The sequence below is a fragment of the Geodermatophilus aquaeductus genome, from assembly GCF_900182545.1.
Lineage (GTDB): Bacteria > Actinomycetota > Actinomycetes > Mycobacteriales > Geodermatophilaceae > Geodermatophilus > Geodermatophilus aquaeductus.
Genome location: NZ_FXTJ01000003.1, coordinates 33,438 through 54,353, shown reverse-complemented (window position 1 = coordinate 54,353; position 20,916 = coordinate 33,438). Strand labels below are relative to the sequence as shown.

19 protein-coding genes are annotated in these 20,916 nt (G+C 74.8%); 7 read left to right on the top strand and 12 right to left on the bottom strand.

The annotated features are described in order from the left end of the window. Window positions 1-54: 54 nt before the first annotated feature. The 3 genes from FN207_RS09115 to FN207_RS09105 are packed head-to-tail and all read right to left on the bottom strand — an operon-like array spanning window position 55 to window position 4,168. Window positions 55-819 carry a sulfite exporter TauE/SafE family protein gene (locus FN207_RS09115; RefSeq protein ID WP_142458216.1) on the bottom strand — a complete coding sequence of 255 codons (765 nt, stop codon included), beginning with the start codon at window positions 817-819 and terminating at the stop codon, window positions 55-57. Beyond that, complete coding sequence (locus FN207_RS09110) at window positions 816-1,589, bottom strand: sulfite exporter TauE/SafE family protein (protein WP_142458215.1); 774 nt, start codon at window positions 1,587-1,589, stop codon at window positions 816-818. The genes FN207_RS09115 and FN207_RS09110 overlap by 4 nt, the downstream gene beginning before the upstream one ends. Beyond that, window positions 1,586-4,168 carry a DEAD/DEAH box helicase gene (locus tag FN207_RS09105; protein ID WP_142458214.1) on the bottom strand — a complete coding sequence of 861 codons (2,583 nt, stop codon included), beginning with the start codon at window positions 4,166-4,168 and terminating at the stop codon, window positions 1,586-1,588. The genes FN207_RS09110 and FN207_RS09105 overlap by 4 nt, the downstream gene beginning before the upstream one ends. Before the next feature lie 134 nt (window positions 4,169-4,302). Here FN207_RS09105 and FN207_RS26215 point away from each other — a divergent pair, with 134 nt between their 5' ends. Together FN207_RS26215 and FN207_RS09100 are read left to right on the top strand one after the other, a co-directional pair. Then, the gene (locus FN207_RS26215; protein WP_185938263.1) at window positions 4,303-4,440 is read left to right on the top strand and encodes a hypothetical protein; all 138 of its coding nucleotides are present in this window, start codon (window positions 4,303-4,305) and stop codon (window positions 4,438-4,440) included. Between the two features lie 121 nt (window positions 4,441-4,561). Then, complete coding sequence (locus FN207_RS09100) at window positions 4,562-5,419, top strand: SDR family oxidoreductase (RefSeq protein WP_246065921.1); 858 nt, start codon at window positions 4,562-4,564, stop codon at window positions 5,417-5,419. A 77-nt stretch (window positions 5,420-5,496) separates the two neighbouring features. Here FN207_RS09100 and mmuM read toward each other — a convergent pair whose 3' ends face one another. From mmuM to FN207_RS09085, 3 genes are read right to left on the bottom strand one after another with little or no spacing between them, the layout of a single operon-like run. After that, window positions 5,497-6,399, bottom strand: a complete 903-nt coding sequence (gene mmuM, locus FN207_RS09095) for a homocysteine S-methyltransferase (RefSeq protein WP_142458213.1) — start codon at window positions 6,397-6,399, stop codon at window positions 5,497-5,499. A gap of 13 nt (window positions 6,400-6,412) precedes the next feature. Next, a complete protein-coding gene (locus FN207_RS09090; protein ID WP_142458212.1) occupies window positions 6,413-6,874 on the bottom strand; it encodes a group II truncated hemoglobin in 462 nt (153 codons plus the stop codon). 40 nt (window positions 6,875-6,914) lie between these two features. Beyond that, window positions 6,915-7,496 (bottom strand): dihydrofolate reductase family protein, encoded by a 582-nt coding sequence (locus FN207_RS09085; RefSeq protein ID WP_142458211.1) that lies wholly within the window; start codon window positions 7,494-7,496, stop codon window positions 6,915-6,917. A gap of 80 nt (window positions 7,497-7,576) precedes the next feature. Between FN207_RS09085 and FN207_RS09080 the strand changes: the two genes are divergently transcribed. Further along, the gene (locus FN207_RS09080) at window positions 7,577-8,242 is read left to right on the top strand and encodes a winged helix-turn-helix transcriptional regulator (RefSeq protein WP_142458210.1); all 666 of its coding nucleotides are present in this window, start codon (window positions 7,577-7,579) and stop codon (window positions 8,240-8,242) included. A 59-nt stretch (window positions 8,243-8,301) separates the two neighbouring features. Here the strand turns inward: FN207_RS09080 and FN207_RS09075 are convergent, their stop codons facing one another. Then, a complete protein-coding gene (locus FN207_RS09075; protein WP_246065919.1) occupies window positions 8,302-10,566 on the bottom strand; it encodes an immune inhibitor A domain-containing protein in 2,265 nt (754 codons plus the stop codon). A 280-nt stretch (window positions 10,567-10,846) separates the two neighbouring features. On the opposite strand from FN207_RS09075, the gene arfB reads away from it, so the two are divergent. After that, entirely contained in the window at window positions 10,847-11,287 is a 441-nt protein-coding gene (gene arfB, locus FN207_RS09070) for an alternative ribosome rescue aminoacyl-tRNA hydrolase ArfB (RefSeq protein WP_142458209.1), read from the top strand. 8 nt (window positions 11,288-11,295) lie between these two features. On the opposite strand, the gene FN207_RS09065 is transcribed toward arfB, so the two are convergent. From FN207_RS09065 to FN207_RS09050, 4 genes are all read right to left on the bottom strand, one after another. Then, window positions 11,296-11,943, bottom strand: coding sequence for an N-acetyltransferase (locus FN207_RS09065; protein ID WP_142458208.1), 648 nt, complete (start codon window positions 11,941-11,943; stop codon window positions 11,296-11,298). 94 nt (window positions 11,944-12,037) lie between these two features. After that, on the bottom strand, window positions 12,038-12,673 hold the full coding sequence (locus FN207_RS09060; RefSeq protein WP_142458207.1) for a hypothetical protein: 636 nt from the start codon (window positions 12,671-12,673) through the stop codon (window positions 12,038-12,040). A 66-nt stretch (window positions 12,674-12,739) separates the two neighbouring features. Beyond that, window positions 12,740-13,756 (bottom strand): DUF2382 domain-containing protein, encoded by a 1,017-nt coding sequence (locus FN207_RS09055; RefSeq protein ID WP_142458206.1) that lies wholly within the window; start codon window positions 13,754-13,756, stop codon window positions 12,740-12,742. Between the two features lie 117 nt (window positions 13,757-13,873). Next, window positions 13,874-14,662, bottom strand: coding sequence for a TetR/AcrR family transcriptional regulator C-terminal domain-containing protein (locus FN207_RS09050; protein ID WP_246065918.1), 789 nt, complete (start codon window positions 14,660-14,662; stop codon window positions 13,874-13,876). A 134-nt stretch (window positions 14,663-14,796) separates the two neighbouring features. Between FN207_RS09050 and FN207_RS09045 the strand changes: the two genes are divergently transcribed. The 3 genes from FN207_RS09045 to FN207_RS09035 are packed head-to-tail and all read left to right on the top strand — an operon-like array spanning window position 14,797 to window position 20,335. Further along, window positions 14,797-17,397, top strand: coding sequence for a molybdopterin oxidoreductase family protein (locus FN207_RS09045; protein ID WP_246065917.1), 2,601 nt, complete (start codon window positions 14,797-14,799; stop codon window positions 17,395-17,397). After that, window positions 17,397-19,928, top strand: coding sequence for a nitrite reductase large subunit NirB (gene nirB / locus FN207_RS09040; RefSeq protein WP_246065916.1), 2,532 nt, complete (start codon window positions 17,397-17,399; stop codon window positions 19,926-19,928). Before FN207_RS09045 ends, nirB begins: the two co-directional genes overlap by 1 nt. After that, window positions 19,925-20,335: a Rieske (2Fe-2S) protein gene (locus tag FN207_RS09035; RefSeq protein ID WP_142458205.1), complete on the top strand. Its 411-nt coding sequence runs from the start codon at window positions 19,925-19,927 to the stop codon at window positions 20,333-20,335. Before nirB ends, FN207_RS09035 begins: the two co-directional genes overlap by 4 nt. Window positions 20,336-20,386: 51 nt before the next feature. Here the strand turns inward: FN207_RS09035 and arr are convergent, their stop codons facing one another. Beyond that, window positions 20,387-20,845 carry an NAD(+)--rifampin ADP-ribosyltransferase gene (arr, locus tag FN207_RS09030; RefSeq protein WP_142458204.1) on the bottom strand — a complete coding sequence of 153 codons (459 nt, stop codon included), beginning with the start codon at window positions 20,843-20,845 and terminating at the stop codon, window positions 20,387-20,389. Window positions 20,846-20,916: the final 71 nt, after the last annotated feature.

Below are 20,916 nucleotides of genomic sequence, written 5' to 3'. Positions count from 1 at the left end.
CCGCACAGCCTGCCCGCAACGGGGACCCGGGAACCACCCCGGGTCCTCCAGGTCTCACCGGTAGGCGTCGACCGCCAGCACGACGGCCAGGCCCAGCCCCGCCAGCCCGATCAGCCGGCGCAGCGCGGCCTGCGGCGCGCGGCGCACCACCCGGGGGCCGAGCCGGCCGCCGACCAGACACCCGAGCGCGAGCGGGAGGGCGGCGCTCCAGGCCACCGGCGACAGCACGACGAACCCGACGGCGGCCGTGGCGTTGGCCGCGCCCAGGACGACGTTCTTCACCGCGTTGCTGCGCGGCAGGCCCTCGCCGGTGCCCAGCAGCACCAGGGCGAGCAGCAGGACGCCGGCCGCGGCGCCGAAGTACCCGCCGTAGACGGCGACCGCGGCGGTGCCGGCGACCAGCCACCACGGGTCGCGCTCGCCGTGCACCCGCCGTCCCTCCTCGGCCAGCTCCCGCGGCGGGCGCTGCAGCAGGATCGCCAGCGCCGCGGCGGCGATGAGCACCGGCACCAGCCGCTCGAACGCCTCCGGCGGGGTGAGCAGCAGCAGCGCGGCGCCCGCCGTCCCGCCGACGACTCCCGCGACGGCCAGCGGCACCAGCCGGCGGCCCTGCCCGGCCAGCTCGGGCCGCGACGCGCTCACCGACCCCACGCTGGTGAGCACCAGCGCGACGGTGTTGGTGACGTTGGCGGTCACCGGCGGCAGCCCGGTCGCCAGCAGCGCCGGGTAGCTCACCAGGGAGGCCAGCCCGGCGATGCTGCCGCACAGGCCCGCGCCGACCCCGGCGAGCACCAGCAGCAGCGCCTCGACGACGTTCACCGGGCCACCAGCACGCCGATGGCCACGCAGCCCAGCACGACGATCGCCGTCCGCAGGACCGCCGCGGGCAGCCGCCGGCCGTAGCGGGCGCCCACGACGCCGCCCACCACCGAGCCGCCGGCGACCAGCCCGGCGGCGGCCCAGTCGACCCGGTGGGTGGCGACGACGACGTAGGCCAGCGCCGCGACGGCGTTCACCACGGCGCTGAGCACGTTCTTGAGCGCGTTGAGGCGCTGCAGCGGCTCGGCGAGCAGCAGGCCGAACACCCCGATCTGCAGCACGCCCTGGCTGGCGGCGAAGTAGCCGCCGTAGCTGCCGGTGGCGTACGCGCCGGCGACCAGCCCGGTCAGCCGCCAGCCGTGCGGGGTCGTCCCCGGCTCGGCGTGCCGGGCGGCCAGCCGCCGGGTCAGCAGCGGCTGGGTGGCCACCAGCACGACCGCCAGCCCCACCAGGACGGGGACCACCGCCTCGAAGGCCGCGGCGGGCAGGTGCAGGAGCAGGAAGGCGCCGGTCAGCGCACCCAGCGCCGAGGCCGGCAGCAGCCGCAGCACCAGGCCGCGCTGCCCGGCCAGCTCCCGGCGGTAGCCGACCGCCCCGCTGACGTTGCCCGGGACCAGGCCCAGGGTGTTCGACACGCTCGCCGTCACCGGGGGCAGCCCGGTGGCCAGCAGCACCGGGAAGGTCACCAGCGTCCCCGATCCGACGACGGCGTTGATCGCGCCCGCCGCGCACCCGGCCACGAGCACGGCGAGCGCCTCGGCGACACTCACGCGTCCTTGCGGCCGGCGTCGACGACGCGCAGCACCAGCTCGCCGGCCTCGTCGGAGGCGGCCAGGTCGACCTCGGCGTCGATGCCCCAGTCGTGGTCGCCGGCGGGGTCGTCGAGGATCTGCCGCACCCGCCACACGCCGGGCGTCTCCCGGTCCCACACCAGCAGTGCCGGGCCGCGGGCGTCGGCGCCGGTGCGCACCTCGTCGTGCTCGGCGAAGTAGCCGCGGACCACCTCGCCCCACCGCTCGGCGTCCCACCCGGAGCCGGCGTCGAGCTCGCCGAGGTCGTACCAGCGCCGCCGCGCCCACAGCTGCACGCGGGCGAACAGCGCGTTGCGCACCATCGCGGTGAACGCCCGCTCGTTGCCGGTGAGCGGCCGGGCCCGGGCCGGGACGGCGACCGGCGCCTCCAGCGGTGAGTCCGGGCTGGTCAGCTGCTCCCACTCGTCGAGCAGGCTGGAGTCGACCTGCCGCACCAGCTCGCCCAGCCACTCGACGACGTCGGTGACCTCCTCGGTGCGCGCCGCCGCCGGCACCCCCGACCGCAGCGCCTTGACCGCGTCGGACAGGTAGCGCAGCACCGCGCCCTCCGCCCGGGTCAGGCCGTAGGTGTTGACCAGCTCCTTGAACGTGAAGGCCCGCTCCCACGTCTCGCGGACCACGGACTTGGGCGAGGGGTGCGCGTCGGCGGCCCAGGGGTTGCTGCGCACGTAGACCTCGAAGGCGTGCTCGAGCAGCTCCTCCAGCGGCTTGGGGTAGGTGACGTCGTCGAGCAGCTCGATGCGCTCGTCGTACTCGATGCCCTCGGCCTTCATCTGCGCCACGGCCTCACCGCGCGCCCTGTTCAGCTGCGCGGCCAGGATCTGCCGGGGGTCGTCGAGGGTGGCCTCGACGACGCTGACGACGTCCATGGCGAACTGATACGGATTCTGGGCGGACGACGCCGGGTCGAGCAGCTCGATCGCGGCCAGCGCGAAGGTCGACAGCGGCTGGTTGAGGGCGAAGTCCGGCGGCAGGTCGACCGTCAGCCGGTACCGGCGGCCGTCGGGATCGGGCTCCGGCAGCCGCTCGAGCACCCCGGCCTGCAGCAGCGAGCGCGCGATGCCGATCGCGTCGCGGATGAGCCGCAGCTGCCGCCGGCGCGGCTCGTGGTTGTCGGTGAGCAGGTGCCGCAGCGCTGCGACCGGGTCGCCGGGCCGGTCGACGACGTCGAGCAGCATCGCCGTCGTCACCCGCATGTGGCTCGACAGCGGCTCGGGCTCGGCGGCCACCAGGCGGTCCATGGTCGCCTGCGACCACGGCACCATCCCCTCGGGCGCCTTCCTGCGCACCAGCTTGCGGCGCTTCTTCGGGTCGTCGGCGACCTTGGCGAACTGCCGGAGGTTCTCCACCTCGTGCTCGGGCGCCTGGACGACGACGGTGCCGGCCGTGTCGTAACCCGCGCGCCCGGCCCGCCCGGCGATCTGGTGGAACTCGCGGGCGTTGAGCAGCCGGGTGCGGGTGCCGTCGTACTTGCTCAGCGCAGAGAACACCACGGTGCGGATCGGCACGTTGATGCCGACGCCGAGGGTGTCGGTCCCGCAGATGACCTTGAGCAGGCCGGCCTGGGCCAGCTGCTCGACCAGCCGCCGGTACTTGGGCAGCATCCCGGCGTGGTGGACGCCGATGCCGTGGCGCACCAGCCGCGACAGCGTCGACCCGAAGGCCGAGGTGAACCGGAACCCGCCGATGGCCTCGGCGATCGCGGCCTTCTCCTCCTTGCTGCACACGTTGACGCTCATCAGCGCCTGCGCCCGCTCCAGCGCCTGGGCCTGGGTGAAGTGGACGACGTAGACCGGCGCCTGCCGGGTGTCGAGCAGCTCCTGGATCGTCTCGTGCGCCGGCGTCGTCGCGTAGTAGTGGTGCAGCGGGACCGGGCGCTCGGCGCCGGCCACCAGCGCCGTCGGACGGCCGGTGCGGCGGGTGAGGTCCTCGCGCAGCCGGTCGGTGTTGCCGAGGGTGGCGCTCATCAGCAGGAACTGCGCCCGGGGGAGCTCCAGCAGCGGCACCTGCCAGGCCCAGCCGCGGTCGGGGTCGCCGTAGAAGTGGAACTCGTCCATGACGACCAGGCCGACGTCGGCGTCGGCGCCCTCGCGCAGCGCCACGTTGGCGAGGATCTCGGCGGTGCAGGCGATGACCGGCGCGCCGGCGTTGACGCTCGCGTCGCCGGTGAGCATGCCGACGTTGGCCGCGCCGAAGACCCCGCACAGCGCGAAGAACTTCTCGCTCACCAGCGCCTTGATCGGCGCCGTGTAGTAGCTGCGCCGCCCGGCCGCCAGCGCGGCGTACTGCGCACCGGTGGCAACCAGTGACTTGCCGGAGCCGGTCGGCGTCGCGAGGACGACGTTCGCCCCGCTGACCAGCTCGATCAGCGCCTCCTCCTGGTGCGCGTACAGCGGCGTGCCGCTCTCCTCGGCCCAGGCGGCGAAGGCGGTGAACAGCTCGTCGGGGTCGCTGCCGCGTGCCCGCAGGGCGGAGAGGTCGCCGGGGTCGTCGAGCAGGGGGAGGGGCGCGGTCCCCGCCGTCGTGGAGGTCGTCATCGTGCACACCAGCGTGCCCGACGGCGCCGCGCTTCCCGCGGACGCCCGCCCGGGTCACGGAACGGCAACGACTCGTACATCCCCGCATGCCCGGCGCCGATCAGGTAAGAAGGTGAACAACAGGTGAACGAGAGGTGGATGAGAGCATGCGCGTGGAGGAACGACCGTTGGTCCGCTGGGTCCCCGTCGTCGGCCGGGACGGCCGCCGGCACATGGAGATGCGCTGGGAGATGGCTCCCGGGACGCCGCTGCAGGCGGTCCGCGCGGCCTGAGGCCGCCGCCCCGTCCGGGCGGGTTCGGACGCGGGCGCGCGGGTAGGCGGGACGGCGGCGCGACGTGGGGGAGACGACCCCGCCGTCGCGCGCCGTCCGCCCCGCGCACCGAGGAGACCCCGTGTCGTCACCCCGTCCCGAGTCCCAGCCCGAGCAGCAGCAGACCCCGCCCGGGACGCTGGGCGAGATGGACCCCAAGCCCGACCACGGCGAGGAGAGCTACCAGGGGTCGGGCAGGCTCACCGGCAAGGCCGCCGTCATCACCGGCGGTGACAGCGGCATCGGCCGCGCGGTCGCGATCGCCTTCGCCCGCGAGGGTGCCGACGTCCTGATCTCCTACCTCGACGAGCACGAGGACGCCGAGGACACCGCGAAGTACGTACGTGAGGCCGGCCGCACGTGCGTGCTCGTGCCCGGCGACATCTCCGACCGCGCGCACGCCAGGACGATTGTCCCGAAGGCCGTGGAGGAGTTCGGCCGAGTCGACGTCCTGGTGAACAACGCCGCGTTCCAGATGACCCACGAGTCGCTGGAGGAGATCCCGGACGACGAGTGGGACCACACCCTCGCCACCAACCTCACCGCGATGTTCGTCCTCTGCAAGGACGCCATCCCGCACATGCAGCCCGGCGCGTCGATCATCAACTCGTCGTCGGTGAACTCCGACATGCCGAGCCCCACGCTGGCGCCCTACGCGATGACCAAGGCGGCCATCGCCAACTTCACCGCCAGCCTCGCCCAGCTGTACGCGGAGAAGGGCATCCGGGCCAACAGCGTCGCCCCCGGGCCGGTGTGGACGCCGCTGATCCCCTCGACGATGCCCGAGGAGAAGGTGGCCAGCTTCGGCCAGCAGGTGCCGCTGGGCCGCGCCGCGCAGCCCGCCGAGCTCGCGCCGGTGTACGTGCTGCTCGCCAGCGACGAGGCGTCCTACGTGTCGGGCGCCCGGGTCGCGGTGACCGGCGGCAACCCCATCCTCTGACCGGCCTCGCGCCGTGGTGCCCGACCTCACCCTGCAGCGCGAGGTCGGGCACCACGCGGCGCGGTTGGACGTGACCCTCAGCCGCCGAGGGGCGTCGCCAGCGCGGCGATGCCGGCCGGGCCGACCCGGCAGCAGCCGCCCACCAGCCGGGCGCCGGCGAGCACCCATGCGGCGGCGTCGTCGGCGGGGACCTGCCCGGTGCCGGTCCAGCGGCGGGCGGCGGCGTCCCAGCCCTCGCCGCTGTTCGGATAGGCCACCAGCGGCACGCCCGCGGCGGTCGCGGCCTCCAGCGCCGGCAGCACCCCGGCCGGGTCGGTGCAGTTGACGCCGACCGCGACCACCTCGGGCACGCCGCGCGCCATCGCGAACACCTCTGCCGCCGGCTCGCCCCGCCGCGTGCGCGCCACACCGCCGGCGTCCACGACGGTGGTCAGCGACAGCCACACCGGCACGCCGAGCGACGTCGCCTCGGCCAGCACCGCCTCGACCTCGGCGGCGGCCGGCAGCGTCTCGCAGGCCAGCACGTCGGCGCCGGCGTCGGCCAGCGCCGCCATCCGCGGCCGGTGGAAGGCGCGCAGCGCGTCGACGCCGACCTCGGCCACGTAGGCGCCGGTGTACTCCGACCCGTCGGCCAGCGCGGCGCCGTAGGGCCCGACCGACCCGGCGACCCACGCGCCCGGCGCGCCCTCGCGGGCCAGGTGAACCGAGCGGGCCACGAGCGCCAGCGCCTCGTCCCGCTCCACGCCCACGGCGGCGAAGCCCTCGACGGTCGCCTGGTAGCTGGCCGTCGTCGCCACCTGCGCACCCGCGGCGGCGTAGGCCGCGTGCGCGGCGACGACGGCGCCCGGGTCGTCGCGCAGCAGCCGCGCCGACCACAGCACCGAGGTGACGTCGTGCCCGCGGGCCTCCAGCTCGGTGGACAGGCCGCCGTCGAGCACGACGGGGCCGGTGGCGAGCGCGGCGGGCAGCGGGGAGGTCACCGCCCCATCGTCCTCAGCCCGGCTGGTAGGGCGGCGCCACGCCCCAGCCCCACCGCGGCACGGGGGCGTGCTCGGCGACGGCGGCGTCCGGCTGGGAGTTGGCCAGCGCCAGGCGGGTGCCCCACTCGACGTAGCCGACGAAGGCCGCGCGGAACTCGGGGTCGTCGGGCAGGCCGGCGTCGTCGGCGGCGCGGCTCATGAGCGTGGCGAAGCGGAAGCGCTGCTCGGGCACCAACCCCAGCCGGCGGTGGTGGGCCAGCATCCGCTCGTAGCCGCCGAGCTCCTCGGTGTAGCCCGCCGGCCCGCCGAACACCTCGCACCACCACAGCGTCACGTGCGCGCGGTGCGCCTCGTGCACCCCGCCGGGGAACAGCGGGCCGAGCAGGTCGTCGCGCTCGACCCGGTCGTAGAAGGCGTCGATCAGGCGCCGGAAGGCCGGAGCGCCGCCGGCCCACTCGTACAGCGTGGGGGGCATGCGGGCCACCGCACCACGGTCCTCGCCGGCGGGGAAGGGTTCAGCGCGCGAGCCGGTAGTGGGTGAGGACCACGCCGGTGGTCGTGGGCACCGACTCGACGAGCTCCCAGCGCAGCTGCGCGCCGGCGGGGAACAGGGTCCGGCCGACGCCGAGGACGACCGGCGCGACGGCGAGCCACGCGTCGTCGACCAGGCCCGCCGGGAGCAGGGTGGCCAGCAGGTCCGGGCTGCCGAGCACGGTGAGGTCGACGTCGACCGAGCCCTTGAGGTCGGCGACGGTCGTGGCGGCGTCCCCGGCGAGCACCGTGGTGTTCGCCCAGGTGGGTGAGAAGCCGGCGTCCCGGGTGACGACGTACTTCTGCTTGGCGTCGAGCACCGGGCCGAACGGGTTGTCGGTGGTGCCGGCCCACGCCGACTGCATCGACTCGAAGGTCCGCCGGCCGAAGAGCATCGCGCCCTCGGCGGCCATCCCACGGCCCATCACCTGGCCGAGGACCTCGTCGGGATAGGGGGCGAACCAGCCGCCCTGGCTGAACCCGCCGCGGGTGTCCTCGTCGGGCGACCCCGGCGCCTGCGCGACGCCGTCCAGGCTGACGTTCTCGACGATCGTGATGCTGCCCATCGCTCCTCCTCGGCCCGACTGCTACGGAAGTAGTAGTAGTCGCTAGCAGGAACGTAGCGCAAGCGGGTACCGTCGTCGCCGTGCCCGACCGCCGCAGCTACGACGACCCGTGCGGGGTCGCGCGCGCCCTCGACGCCGTGGGGGAGCGGTGGGCGCTGCTGGTCGTGCGCGAGCTCCTGCTCGGGCCCAAGCGCTACACCGACCTCGCCCGCGGCCTGACCGGCAGCAGCCCCACCGTGCTCAGCCAGCGGCTGCGCGACCTGGAGGCCGCCGGGATCGTCACCCGCTCGGTGGCCGGGCCGCCGGTGGGCGGTCGCGTCTACGCGCTCACGCCGCGCGGCCGGGAGCTCGAGGACGTGCTGGTCGCTCTCGGCCGCTGGGGCTCGCGCACCGTGCAGACCTCGACCGGCGACCTGACGACCGACGCCTTCGTCCTGGCGCTGCGCACGGTCGCCGACCCCGGCCGGCTGGCCGGCTGGTCGGCGCGGGTGGAACTGCTCGTCGAGGACCCCGGCACCCCGGACCGGGTGACCCTCACCGTCGCCGGCGGGCGGCTGGCCGCCGTCCGCGGCGCCGACGGGCGGCCCGACGCCGTGCTCGCCGGCCCGCCGGCGGTGCTGCGCCCGGTCGCCTTCGGCCGCCGGCCGCTCGACGACGCCCTGGCCGCCGGGGACCTGCGCGTGGAGGGCGACGCCGACGTCGTGCGCCGGCTGCTGGGCGTCCTCGTCCCGCCCGTCCCCGCCTGAGCCCGGACGCAGAACGGCCCCCCGGCGGGTGCCGGGGGGCCGTCCTTGCGCGCTGCGGGTCAGTTCACCCGCACCTGCATGAAGGTGTCCTGCGCGCTGCTGCTGACCACGGTGATCCGGGTGCCCGTGTTCGGCACCTGGACGCCGGTCCAGCCGTTGGCGTCCGGCAGCTCACCGGGGGCCACGTACCAGTCCTGCGTGTCGTCGAAGGTCGGCACGGCGGGCAGGCCGCCGAAGGTGCCGGCCACGCCGGTGTCCGGGTCGTGCAGCGTGATCCGGTCCGTCGCCTGCCGCCCGAAGGTGGAGTCGTAGGACTGGACCCGCGGCCGCCAGCTCTCGCCGTCGGTGCGGTCGGTGCCCTCGTCGTCCGTGGGCTCGTAGAGCAGCCCGGGGTGGGCGTCGACCGGCAGGATCAGGCCCGCGCCGGGGTGGGCGCCGACGTTGTTGTCGGTGTACTGCTCGTTCCAGTAGCTGATGAGCAGGCCGTCCTGGTAGGGCAGCCGCTCGGCCCAGTCCGGACGGGCCGGGTCGCCGAAGTTGTACGGGCCGGTGCGCAGACCGGCGTCGTACCCGGTGTAGGCCCGGTTCTCGGCGATGTAGGCGTTGAAGAACGACTCCGTCGCCGTGCCCGGGGTGACGGTGAACCCGTCGAGCGTCCAGGCCGTCGCCGGGGCGCCTCCGAGCTTCACGTCGTCCACCAGCAGGCCGGGCTCGCTGGCGGCACCGTCGGTCCAGTACCGGAAGCCCACCTGGGCACCGTCCGGGACGGCGCTGAGGTCGGCGGTCAGGTCGACCCACTCGCCACCGGTCGTGCCGGTGATCCCGTTGCCGAAGTTCTGGCCGTTGGGGTCGGTGGTCGTCGACCGGTTGGTCGGCAGCGGCGTGAAGCTGCCGTCCGCCGCCACGTAGCCGGCGTAGGCGTAGTCCCAGTCCTGCTCGATCTGGTAGCTCACCTTGGCCGTCAGCGTGGTCGCGCCGGCCGGCTTGGCGGTCAGCATCGTGTGGTCGAGGTCGTCACCCGAGCCCGAGTACCAGAAGTCCGGACCCTCGAACGGCGTGCCGACGGTCGTGGTCACCTCGCGGTCGGGCAGGAGGACGACGAGCGCCTGGGCCTGCCTGGTGTTCGCCGACGCCGGGCCGAGCCGGGTGTTGGCGCGGGCACCGGGCTGGACCACCTCGTAGTTCAGCCAGCCCAGCTGCAGCTTCTCCCACGCGCCCATGTGGGTCGGCCGGGTGCCTATGCCGTCGGCGGGCTCGCCGCTGTTGCCGTAGGAGCCCGACGACATGAGCGACCAGAAGGCGGTGCTGTTCTCCGCGCCGCCGCTGTTGCCGGAGGTGTCGTAGAGGTCGGGCAGGCCGAGGTCGTGCCCGAACTCGTGGGCGAAGACGCCGACGCCGCCGTTCTCCGGCTCGACGGTGTAGTCGCCGATCCAGTACCGCGAGCCGCCGACCCGCGTACCGCCGAGCGGGTTGACCGTGCCGTCGCCGAGGGTCGGGCCGCCGGCGCCGATGCGGGTCTGCTGGTTGTACCAGCGGTGGCTCCAGATGGCGTCCTCGCCGAGGACGCCGCCGCCGACCTCCTCGCCCATGCCGGAGTGCACGGCCTGGAAGTGGTCGATGTAGCCGTCGGCCTCGTCGAAGTTCCCGTCGCCGTCGTGGTCGTAGCGGTCCCAGACGTCGAACTGCGAGAGGTACTGGTCGATCTCCGCCGGGGTCTTGCCGGCCGCCAGCTGCTTCACGTACCAGGTGTCGACGGTGTCGTTCACGAACGCCCACGGGCGCTGGCCGTCGTCGCCCTCGCCGTAGGACGCGCCCGCGCCGGGGACCTGCACCCAGTCCTCGACCTCGCCGGTGACGGTGTAGCGGCCCGAGGAGAGCTCCTCGTAGAAGTTGGCGACCGAGTTGACCCCGTCGGCCGACGAGTAGAGCAGCTGGTCGAAGTAGGGCTGGGAGAAGTCCTCGGCCCAGATGGTGGTGTTGTCCACCGTCCGGTCCGGCTGCTCGATCTGGTTGTGCGGCAGGTCGCTGAACTCGCCGAGGACGGTCCAGATCGCGTCGCTGTCCTCCTGGGCCAACTCGACGTACTGACCCCGCGCCACCTCGACGACCCGGTTGGCCCCCTGCGGTGTCGACTCACCCTGCAGGACCTGCTCGAGGGCCTGCTGGCGCAGCTCGCGCTGCTTGTCGCCGAGCGGGTTGGGCAGGTCGTGCGCCCGCGCCGGGGCCGCGGCGGCGTCCTCCGGGGGTGGTGCCGCGTTCGCCGTCGCGGGCACCGCCATCACCAGCGCAGCGCCCACGACGAGGGGAAGAGCTCTCTTCTTCAAGGATCGTCTCCCGGTTGTCGGACCAGGACCGCCGGCCACGGTGGGGGATCCACCGGGGTCACTCTGAGGCAGCCCGGGCTGACGTTAGGTAGCCGAAGTAACGACGTCCAGCCTCGATCCCGGAGCTCTCGGAGAAACGATACGGGCCGGTCCACGTTGTCCCAGGTCACACGCCGGGTGGGCGTCCGGCGGCGTCCCGGATCGCTCGGCGTGTCGACACGCCGACGGGCGCTGTCGACCCGTGACTGCGGCGGCCGTGCCGGTCGGCGAGACTGCACCGGTGCCCGCCAGTGACGACGCCTCCGGTGACCTCCCGGTCACCGGCTCCCTCGTCGTCCCGTCCGCGGCGCTGTCGTGGCGGTTCTCCCGGTCGTCGGGCCCGGGGGGACAGGGCGTCAACACCGCCGACTCCCGCGTGGAGCTGTCGCTGGCGCCGCTGGAGCTGCGCGGGCTCACCGACGTCCAGCGGCAGCGGCTGGCCGAGCGGCTCGCCGGGCGGCTGGTCGACGGCGTCCTGACCGTCACGGCCAGTGAGCACCGCCAGCAGCTGCGCAACCGGGGTGCCGCCCGCGAGCGGATGGCCGCGGTCCTGCGCGCGGCGCTGGCCGCCCCGCCCGCGGCCCGGCGGCGCACGAAGCCGACCCGCGGCTCGCAGGAGCGGCGGATCGCGGAGAAGAAGCGGCGCGGGGAGATCAAGCGCCGCCGCGGCAGCTGGGACTGACGGCCGGGCTACAGCTCCGGCATCGGCACGCCGGGCGGCCGGACGGCGACCCAGAGCGGCAGCTGCCCGTCGGCCGAGCGGGTCGCCTCGGTCACCTCGAAGCCCAGGCCGCGGGCGAAGCGCACGATCGCCCAGGCGGGGGCGACCAGCGCGGCGGGGACGCCCTCGGCGTCGCAGCGGGCCAGCGCCGGCGCGAGCACCGCCCCGCCCAGCCCGCGGCGGCGGGACCGCGGCCGGGTGCCCAGCGCCCGCAGCCGCCAGTGCGGTCCCTGGGGGAGTGCGGCGGCGAGCGCGGCCTCGGTCCGGGCGACGGCGTCGGCGCGGTCGGCGTGCAGCCGCGGGACCTCGCGGTCGAGCGCGGCGCGGACGTCGGCGGGCACGGGCGTCGCCGCACCCGCGGGCGCGTCCCAGGAGGCGACGGCGTCGACGTCCTCGCTGACCCACGTGGTCCCGGTGGTGACGCCGCGGTGCCCGGCGTCGAGCTCGGCGAGGCGGGTGAGCCGCTGCGTGCGCCCGTCGAGCGGCAGCGCCCAGCGCACCCACCGCGACTCGGCCAGCGCCACGGTCAGGGTGGCGGCGATCCGCGGCACGTCACGCGCCTCGGCCTGGCGGATCAGCGGGACGCCGATGTGCACCGTCCGGCCGGGTTCGCTCATGCCGCCATGACACCACGGCCGCCGGGGACGGGCCCGGACACGGCAGCGGGGCCGGCCCCCGGTGGGGGACCGGCCCCGCGGGGGCCGTGCCGGCTCAGACGTCGAAGCCGGCGCGGTCGACCTTGCGGTGGTACCGGGTGCCCAGCGTGCCGCCCAGGACGGCGTCGAGCAGCGTGACCAGCAGCGCGGCGATGCCGGCGATGATCCCGGCCGTCGTCAGGGTGTCCCCGCTGATCGGGATGCTGGGCAGGTTCAACTGCGAGAGCACGTTGTACTCGTGGCCGAGCACCGCGCCGAGCACGGCCAGGACGACGACGACCAGCAGGCCGATCACCCACACGGCCACGCCCTGGCGGACCCCGTCGAAGCGGGCCATGCGCCCGGCGACGTAGCCGCCGGCGAGGTAGGCCAGGAAGAGCACGACCAGCAGTGCGATGCCGCCGGCGACGCCGATGGTGTCGGCCTGGGCGGTCGCCTGGTCGGCGGCCTGGCCGACGCTGGAGACCTGCGTGAGGCCGAGGGCGACGCCGGCGGCGGAGAGCAGGGCCAGCAGGATGACGGCCAGGCCGTTGGCGGAGAGCCAGCCGAAGAAGGCCGCCCCCCACTTGATGCCGCCGAAGCGCTCGTGCTGGGCGTCGACCGCGTCGCGCGCCCTGCCGCGGGTCGCCGACGCCCCGACCGAGCCGGAGCCGGCGTCGGAGCCGGGCGGGCCACCGAGTGAGGAGCTCATGGTGCCTTCCTGAGGGGAGGAGAGGGGTGCGGACCGGCCGGCGGGGCCGACCGGTCCGCGGCGGGGTCAGCGACGACGGGTGCTCGGGTCGTCGTCGACCTCGATCTGCTCCTTGCGGACCTGGTCGGAGACCTGCTGCTGCTCGGTCACCGTCTGCGTGTCGAGGCGGACGCGCTCGACCGGCGTGGCCTCCTTGGACACCACGGGCTGCTCGGCGTGCAGGACGACCTCGTGCTCCTCCTCGGAGATGGCCGGCCCGTCCATGGCGTTGCCCACGTTGGCGTCGGTGATCGGCTCGCGCTCGACCCGGACCTCCTCGCGGGAGACCGGCACGGTCTCGGTCACGTTCTCCGAGACGACGTACTTGCGCAGCCGCGCCCGGCCGGCCTCGACCCGCTGCGTGCCCACGTTGAGGTGCTCCTCGGAGCGGGTCATCGCGTTGTCGGTCGTCGGGCCGGAGGTGTCGTGGCCGACGGCGCCGCGGGTCTCGAGGTCGTCACGTACGCCGTCACGGTCGCGGTCTGTGTGGCCCGCGGTGCCCGTGGTCCCAGCGGTGCCGGCGCCGGCCGTCGTCAGGTCCTGGTCGGTCCGCGTCCGGTCGGACGCGTAGGTGCCCGCCTGACCGGTGTCGGTCGTACCCGTCGCCTGACCCGTGGCGTAGTTCCCCGTCTGCCGGGTGTCGGTCGCCTCCGACGACTGACCCGTGCCGTAGTTCTCCATCCGACCGGTGTCGGTCGTCCCCGTCGTCTGGCCGGCGGTCCCCCCGGAGCCGTGACCGAGGCCGTAATACCGGTAGAGCTCCTGCTCCTCCTGCGGCGACAGGTGGCCGGTGGAGACGTCGACGTGCGGGGCACCCTTGACCTTCGCCTTGTCGTAGGGCAGGCGCAGCTCGCCGCCGGAGACGGTGGCGTCGGCCAGCGGCACGAAGGCCTCCTTGGTGCCGAACAGGCCGGTGCGGACGGTCGCCCACTCGGGACGGCCGGTCTCGTCGTCGAGGAAGACCTCGCCGACGCTGCCGTGCTTGCCGTCGGGGCCGACGGCGGTGCTGCCGATGACGTCGTTGATCTGCTGGTCGGTGATCATCGTGTTCTCCTCGCGGAGGGTTCGGGGTTCGGCCCGCTCCCGCACGCGGCGGAGTGCCGGGGGTCAGCGGGCCACTCCGGGGGTGCCCCGTCGTTTACGTCGTAAACCCACACCGCCCTACTCGCCGGGGACGCGGCCCTCCCGACGGACGGTCTCCAGCCGGCCCAGCAGGTTCTCCAGGGCCTCCTCGAACTCGGCGGCCGACTCGTCGCGGGACAGCAGCTCCTCCAGCTCGACCACGAGCGGGTACTGCGACAGGTCGGTGCCGGTGTCGGGCACGCCCTCCGGAGCGTCCTCGGGGCTGATCTGCACGCCCTTCTGCGACACCTCGAGCAGCAGGTGGCCGAGCAGGAAGCTCGAGTAGGCGCGGTAGGCCGCGACCGCCGCCTCGGCGGTGAAGCCGCTGTCCACGAGCGCGGTGAGCAGGGACTCCACCCAGCGCAGACTGCGCAGCGGCGGGCGGACCCAGGGGGCCGCGGGCGGCCGGGTGGCCACCAGCGGGAAGACCTCGGGGTGGGCCAGGGCGATCCGCCGCACGCCGTGGGCCAGCCGCTGCAGGAAGTCCTGCCAGCCACCGGCGGCGCGCAGGTGCACGTCGGGATCGCCGTAGAGCTCGTCGACGACGGTCTCGACCACGCCGTCGAGGAGCTGCTCGCGGCCGGGCACGTAGCGGTAGAGGGCCATCGCCTCCACTCCGAGGGAGGCGCCGAGCCGGCGCATCGTCAGGGCGGCCAGGCCGTTGCGGTCGATGAACTCCACGGCCGCCCCGAGGATGCGGCGGCGGTCCAGCGGTGCCCGGCCCGTCCCGGGCGGCCCCGCCGGCAGCACGGCGGCCGAGCTCCCCCGTGCCTCGGGGGAGTCGGGGTCGGGACGGCGCATGGGGACGGTGTCCTCGTTCCTGACCACGTGCCCTCCCTCGTCCTCGCCGATCCTGCCTCCCCGCGCCGCACGGGACGCTCCCGCGGGTCGTGAGGTCCCCGGAACGCAGCCTTGACGTCGTCGTGGCCGCGGGGAAACCGCCGCCCCCGACGCTCGTGGCCGTGCCCGCAACCCTCGTCCCCGGTGCTGCTGCGCCGGCCGGACCCCGCACGCGGACCACCGAGACCCACTGCCCGTACTGCTCGCTGCAGTGCGGCATGGCGGTCACCGCGGGGGACCGTCCTGCGACCCTGGTACCCCTCGACTTCCCGACCAACCGGGGCGGCCTGTGCTCGAAGGGCTGGTCGGCCGCGGAACTGCTCGACCACCCCGAGCGGCTGACCCGCCCGCTGGTGCGCGCGGTGCCCGGCGACCGGACCAGCCCGCTGGTCGAGTCGACCTGGGACGAGGCGCTGGGCCGGGTGGTCGCGGCGATCGGGCGGACGCAGGCCGAGCACGGCCGCGACGCCGTCGGCTGCTTCGGCGGCGGGTCGCTGACCAACGAGCAGGCCTACCAGTTCGGGAAGTTCGCCCGGGTCGCGCTGCGCACCAGCGCCATCGACTACAACGGCCGCTTCTGCATGTCCTCGGCGGTCGGGGCCGCGATCCGCGCGTTCGGCATCGACCGCGGGCTGCCGTTCCCGCTGGCCGACGTCGCCGAGGCCGACGTCGTGGTGCTGGTGGGCAGCAACCCGGCCGACACCATGCCGCCGGCGATGCAGTACCTCGACGCCGGCCGGGCGCGCGGCGCGCTGCACGTCGTCGTCGACCCCCGGAGGACGGCGACGGCGCGCAACGCCGGGCTGCACCTGCAGCCGCTGCCGGGCACCGATCTCGCGCTGGCCAACGGGCTGCTGCACATCGCGATCACCGAGGGGCTGGTCGACGAGGCCTACGTCGCCGCGCGGACCACCGGCTTCGAGGCCGTCCGCGACGCGGTGCGCAGCTACTGGACCGACCGCGTCGAGCGGATCACCGGGGTGCCGGTCGAGCAGCAGCGGCGCGCCGTGTTCGCCCTCGCCCACGCCCGGAACGCCATGGTGCTGACCGCCCGCGGCGCCGAGCAGCACAGCTCGGGCACCGACACCGCCACCGCGTGGCTCAACCTGGCGCTCGCCCTCGGCCTGCCCGGCCGGCCCGGCAGCGGCTGGGGCACGCTCACCGGGCAGGGCAACGGGCAGGGCGGGCGCGAGCACGGACAGAAGGCCGACCAGCTGCCCGGCTACCGGAAGCTCGCCGACCCGGCCGACCGCGCGCACGTCGCGGCCGTCTGGGGCGTGGACCCCGACGACCTGCCCCAACCCGGCCGCAGCGCCTTCGAGCTGCTGGACGCGCTCGGTACCGACGGCGGCGTCCGCACGCTGCTGGTGCTCGCGTCCAACGTCGCCGTCTCCGCACCCGACGCCCGGCGGGTGATCAGCCGGCTCGGCGACCTCGACTTCCTCGCCGTCAGCGACTTCTTCCTCTCCGAGACCGCGGCGCTGGCCGACGTCGTGCTGCCCAGCGCGATGTGGGCCGAGGAGTCCGGGACGATGACCAACCTCGAGGGCCGGGTGATCCGCCGGCGCCGCGCGATGGACCCGCCCGAAGGCGTCCGCGACGACCTCGCGCTGCTCGCCGAGCTGGCCGGCCGGCTCGGGACCGGGCACCTGTTCTCCGCCGACCCCGAGACCGTCTTCGCCGAGCTCGGCCGGGCCAGCGCCGGGGGCGCGGCCGACTACTCCGGCATCACCTACGCGCGCATCGACGACGAGCAGGGCGTCTTCTGGCCCTGCCCTGCCGCTGAGGACGGGGCTCCGGGCCACCCCGGCACGCCGCGGCTGTTCGCCGACCGGTTCGCCACCGCCGACGGCCGCGCGCGGTTCGTACCCGTCCAGCACGCCGGCGCGCACGAGCAGCCCGACGACGAGTACCCGTACGTGCTCACCACCGGCCGGGTGCTCGCCCAGTACCAGTCGGGTACGCAGACCCGCCGGTCGAGGAGCCTGCAGATGGTCGCGCCGGTGCCGCGCGCGGAGCTGCACCCCGACCTCGCCGCGCGGCTCGGCATCACCCACGACGACGTCGTCGAGCTGGCCACCCGCCGCGGCCGGGCGCGCTTCGCCGCCCAGGTCACCGACACCATCCGCCCCGACACGGTCTTCGTGCCCTTCCACTGGGGCGGCGGGTCCAGCGCCAACGCGCTCACCGACCCCGCGCTCGACCCGGTCAGCCGGATGCCGGCCTTCAAGGTCTGCGCCGTCGCGGTCACCCGCGTCGGCGGCCCCGAGGAGCGCGTCCCCCCGCCCGAGGCCGCCGGCCAGCCCGCGCCGCGACCGCACGCCCTCGCCGCACCGCCCGCACCACGCCCCCCGACCCGGAGGAGGACCTCCCGCGTGAAGAGCACCCCGAAGTTCCTGCAAGGCGTCTTCCCGCTGACCGGGGAGGGACTGGCCAAGCCGGGCCCTGTCGACCCGGCGCTGCGCTACCAGGTGCCGGCCGGCGCCACCGCCCAGGCGCTGTACTTCCGCGGCGGCAACTCCACCGGCGAGCTGGTCTACGTCCTCCTGCTGCGCGACGGCGAGCCGATGCGGTGGTTCCCCATCGGCGCGAAGGGCGACGTGCACGTGCCGCTGCGGGTGGTCGAGGACCTGCCCGGCGGCTGCGTGGTCGAGCTGCACGCCGCCGCGCCCGAGGGCGTCAGCGGCGAGCTCGTCGTCGACCTGGGTCTGGTGGAGGTGTGATGACGGCCGTGCTGGGCGGTCGGCCCGAGGGGCTGACCACGATCGCGATGGACGACGACGACCTCGACACCCGCGGGCGGCTCGTCGTCGTGGGCAACGGCATGGCCGGCGCCCGCCTCGTCGAGGAGGTCCTCGAGCGCGGGGGCGGCGAGCAGTTCCGGATCACCGTGTTCGGCGACGAGCCGCACGGCAACTACAACCGGATCATGCTCAGCCCCGTCCTGGCCGGGGAGACGTCCGAGGACGACATCGTCCTCAACAGCCACGACTGGTACGCCGACAACGGGATCACCCTGCGCGCCGGCGTCCGGGTGGAGCGGATCGACACCGCGGCCAAGGTCGTGTACGGCTCCGACGGGACGTCCACCGCCTACGACCACCTGGTGCTCGCCACCGGCAGCTACAGCTTCATCCCGCCGATGACCGGCGTCCGCCGCGACGACGGCAGCCTGCTGCCGGGCGTGTACGGCTTCCGCACCATCGACGAGACCCGCGACCTGCTCGCCGCCACCACGCGCTGCACCCGGGCCGTCGTCATGGGCGGCGGGCTGCTGGGCCTGGAGGCCGCCCGCGCGCTGCAGGGCCACGGGATGCAGGTCGACCTGGTGCACGCCATGCCGCACCTGATGAACGCCCAGCTCGACGCCGAGGCCGGCGCCATCCTCGAGCGCAGCGTCGAGGCGCTCGGCATCACCGTGCACCTCGACGTGCTGGCCACCGAGGTCCTCGGCGACGGGCACGTCGAGGGCGTGCTGCTCAAGGACGGGCGGCGGCTGGACTGCGACCTGCTCGTCGTCGCCGCCGGGGTGCGGCCGCACACCGACGTCGCCGTCCGCTCGGGGCTGGAGGTGGAGCGCGGGATCGTCGTCGACGACCAGCTGCGCACCGACGACCCCGACGTCTACGCCATCGGCGAGTGCGCCCAGCACCGCGGCTCGGTGTACGGCCTGGTCGCGCCGGCGTGGGAGCACGCGCGGGTGCTCGCCGACGTCCTCACCGGCACCGACCCGACGGCCGAGTACCACGGCAGCCGGACGGCGACGAAGCTCAAGGTCGCCGGGGTCGACGTCGCCACGATGGGCGTGAGCACCCCCGAGCGGGACTCCGACGAGTTCCTCGTCATCTCCGAGCCGCGGCGCGGCGTGCACCTGTCGGTGGTGATCCGCGACGACCGGCTGGTGGGCGCCACGCTGCTCGGCGACACCCGCAAGGTCGCCGCGCTCACCCAGGCGTTCGACCGCGGCAGCGCGCTGCCCGAGGAGCGCATCCGGCTGCTGGTCGACCTCACCGACGGGAAGGAGGAGGTTGGCGTCGCCGAGATGCCGGCCGACTCGCAGGTCTGCAACTGCAACGGCGTCACCAAGGGCGCGCTCTGCGGCGCGGTCGCCGACGGCTGCGGCAGCGTGGGCGCCGTCATGGACCGCACCCGCGCCGGCAAGGGCTGCGGCTCCTGCAAGTCGCTGGTCAAGCAGATCGTGGAGTGGGCCGCCGACGGCGACGTGACCGAGGACCCGGCCGCCTCGTACTACGTGCCGGGCGTCCCGCTGGCCAAGCCCGCGCTGATCGCGGCGATCCGCGAGCGGGACCTGCGCAGCGTGTCGGCCGTGTTCGCCGCGCTCGCCCCCGGCGGCAAGGAGGACGCCCGCTCGAAGATGGGCCTGACCTCGCTGCTCAAGACGGTCTGGGGCACCGAGTTCGTCCGGGAGAAGGACGCCGAGTTCGTCAACGACCGGGTGCACGCCAACATCCAGCGCGACGGGACCTTCTCCGTCGTCCCCCAGATGAAGGGCGGGGTGACGACGCCGGCCCAGCTGCGGCGGATCGCCGACGTCGCCGAGAAGTACGAGGTGCCGATGGTCAAGGTGACCGGCGGCCAGCGGATCGACCTGCTCGGCGTCCGCAAGGAGGACCTGCCCGCGATGTGGGAGGACCTCGGGATGCCCTCGGGCTACGCCTACGGCAAGAGCATGCGCACCGTGAAGACCTGCGTGGGCAGCGACTTCTGCCGCTTCGGCCTCGGCGACTCCACCCAGCTCGGCATCGACCTGGAGACCCGCTTCCAGGGCATCGAGAGCCCGGCGAAGATCAAGATGGCCGTCGTCGGCTGCCCGCGGAACTGCGCCGAGGCCTACGTGAAGGACGTCGGCGTGGTGGCGGTGGGCAACGGGCGCTGGGAGGTCCACGTCGGCGGCGCGGCCGGGGCCACGGTGCGCAAGGGCGACCTGCTGGCCACCGTCGACTCCCCGGAGGCGGTGATCGCGCTGGCCGGCCGGTTCGTGCAGTACTACCGCGAGAACGCCAACTGGCTGGAGCGGACCTACGACTTCGTGCCGCGCGTGGGCCTCGAGCACCTGCAGCGCGTGGTGGTCGAGGACGCCGAGGGCCTCGGCGCCGACCTCGACGCGGCGCTGCAGCGCTCGGTCGACGCCTACACCGACCCGTGGGGCCAGGACGGGCGGGAACCGGCGACGCCGGGCCAGTTCCGCCCGGCGCTGCCGCTGGTCGCGCTGCCGCAGGTGCCGGTCCGATGACCGCGCCGCACCTGGAGGTCGCCGAGGCCCCGACCACGCCGGGGACGGAGCTCGGCTCGCCGGCCACCGGGGTCGCCGTCCCCGGCACCGCGGCACCGCCGACCGGCCGGGCGTACGCCGTCGCGCGGGTCGGTGACGTGCCGCCGGGGGAGGGGCGGGCGTTCGTGGCCGGCGACGTGCAGGTCGCCGTCTTCCGGCTGCGCGACGGGTCGCTGCACGCCACCCAGGCCGCCTGCCCGCACGCCGGCGGCCCGCTCGCCGACGGGCAGACCGACCCCGACGTGCTGGTCTGCCCGCTGCACCTCTACGGGTTCCGGTGGACCGACGGCTCGTCGACCGGCGGGGTCGGCCCGGTGCGCGTCTACCCGGTGCGCGAGGTGGACGGGATGCTCGTCGTCGACGTCTGACGTGCATCTCCGCGGAGATGCCCGGTGCACCTCCGCGGAAGTGCACACGTCCTAGTCCTCGATGACGTCCAGGCCCTGCTCGCGGAGCCGCGCCAGGCTGTCGAGCATCCCCTGGAGCACCTCGGGGGCGTGGCCCTCCCAGTCGTCCACCTCGCCGACGACGCGCAGCGGGGAGCGGGTGCGGTAGGACTGCGTGGGGTTGCCCGGGAACCGCTTGTCGGTCACGTTCGGGTCGTCCTCGAAGGAGCCCAGCGGCTCGACGACGTAGACGTGTCCCCGCTCCTCGTCCCCGGCCAGCGCGGTCGCCAGTTCCGCTCCCCAGACGGCCGTCTCCAGCACCGCGGTGAAGTAGACGTTGTTCGACACCCGGCCCTCCTGGAAGGTGGAGCCGTGGCCGGGGGCCAGCTCGTCGCCGACCGCGAACGCCGTCCGCGTCCCGTGGAAGAAGGGCCCCGTGACGTGGTCGCAGTGCTCGTGGGTCACGGGTACGCGGGTGCCGGGCTCCTCCATCCCGGCGATGATGCCCGCGGTGTGCACGCAGCGCGGTAGCGAGCCGCTCCGGGCCGCGCTGTGTGCACACG

Coding starts and splice junctions, on each gene's coding strand:
- FN207_RS09105 (WP_142458214.1), bottom strand. CDS start 4,168: ATGACGACCTCCACGACGGCGGGGACCGCGCCCCTCCCCCTGCTCGAC.
- FN207_RS09090 (WP_142458212.1), bottom strand. CDS start 6,874: ATGCCCCCCACGCTGTACGAGTGGGCCGGCGGCGCTCCGGCCTTCCGG.
- FN207_RS09085 (WP_142458211.1), bottom strand. CDS start 7,496: ATGGGCAGCATCACGATCGTCGAGAACGTCAGCCTGGACGGCGTCGCG.
- FN207_RS09065 (WP_142458208.1), bottom strand. CDS start 11,943: ATGAGCGAACCCGGCCGGACGGTGCACATCGGCGTCCCGCTGATCCGC.
- FN207_RS09060 (WP_142458207.1), bottom strand. CDS start 12,673: ATGAGCTCCTCACTCGGTGGCCCGCCCGGCTCCGACGCCGGCTCCGGC.
- FN207_RS09055 (WP_142458206.1), bottom strand. CDS start 13,756: ATGATCACCGACCAGCAGATCAACGACGTCATCGGCAGCACCGCCGTC.
- nirB (WP_246065916.1), top strand. CDS start 17,397: ATGACGGCCGTGCTGGGCGGTCGGCCCGAGGGGCTGACCACGATCGCG.
- FN207_RS09035 (WP_142458205.1), top strand. CDS start 19,925: ATGACCGCGCCGCACCTGGAGGTCGCCGAGGCCCCGACCACGCCGGGG.
- arr (WP_142458204.1), bottom strand. CDS start 20,845: ATGGAGGAGCCCGGCACCCGCGTACCCGTGACCCACGAGCACTGCGAC.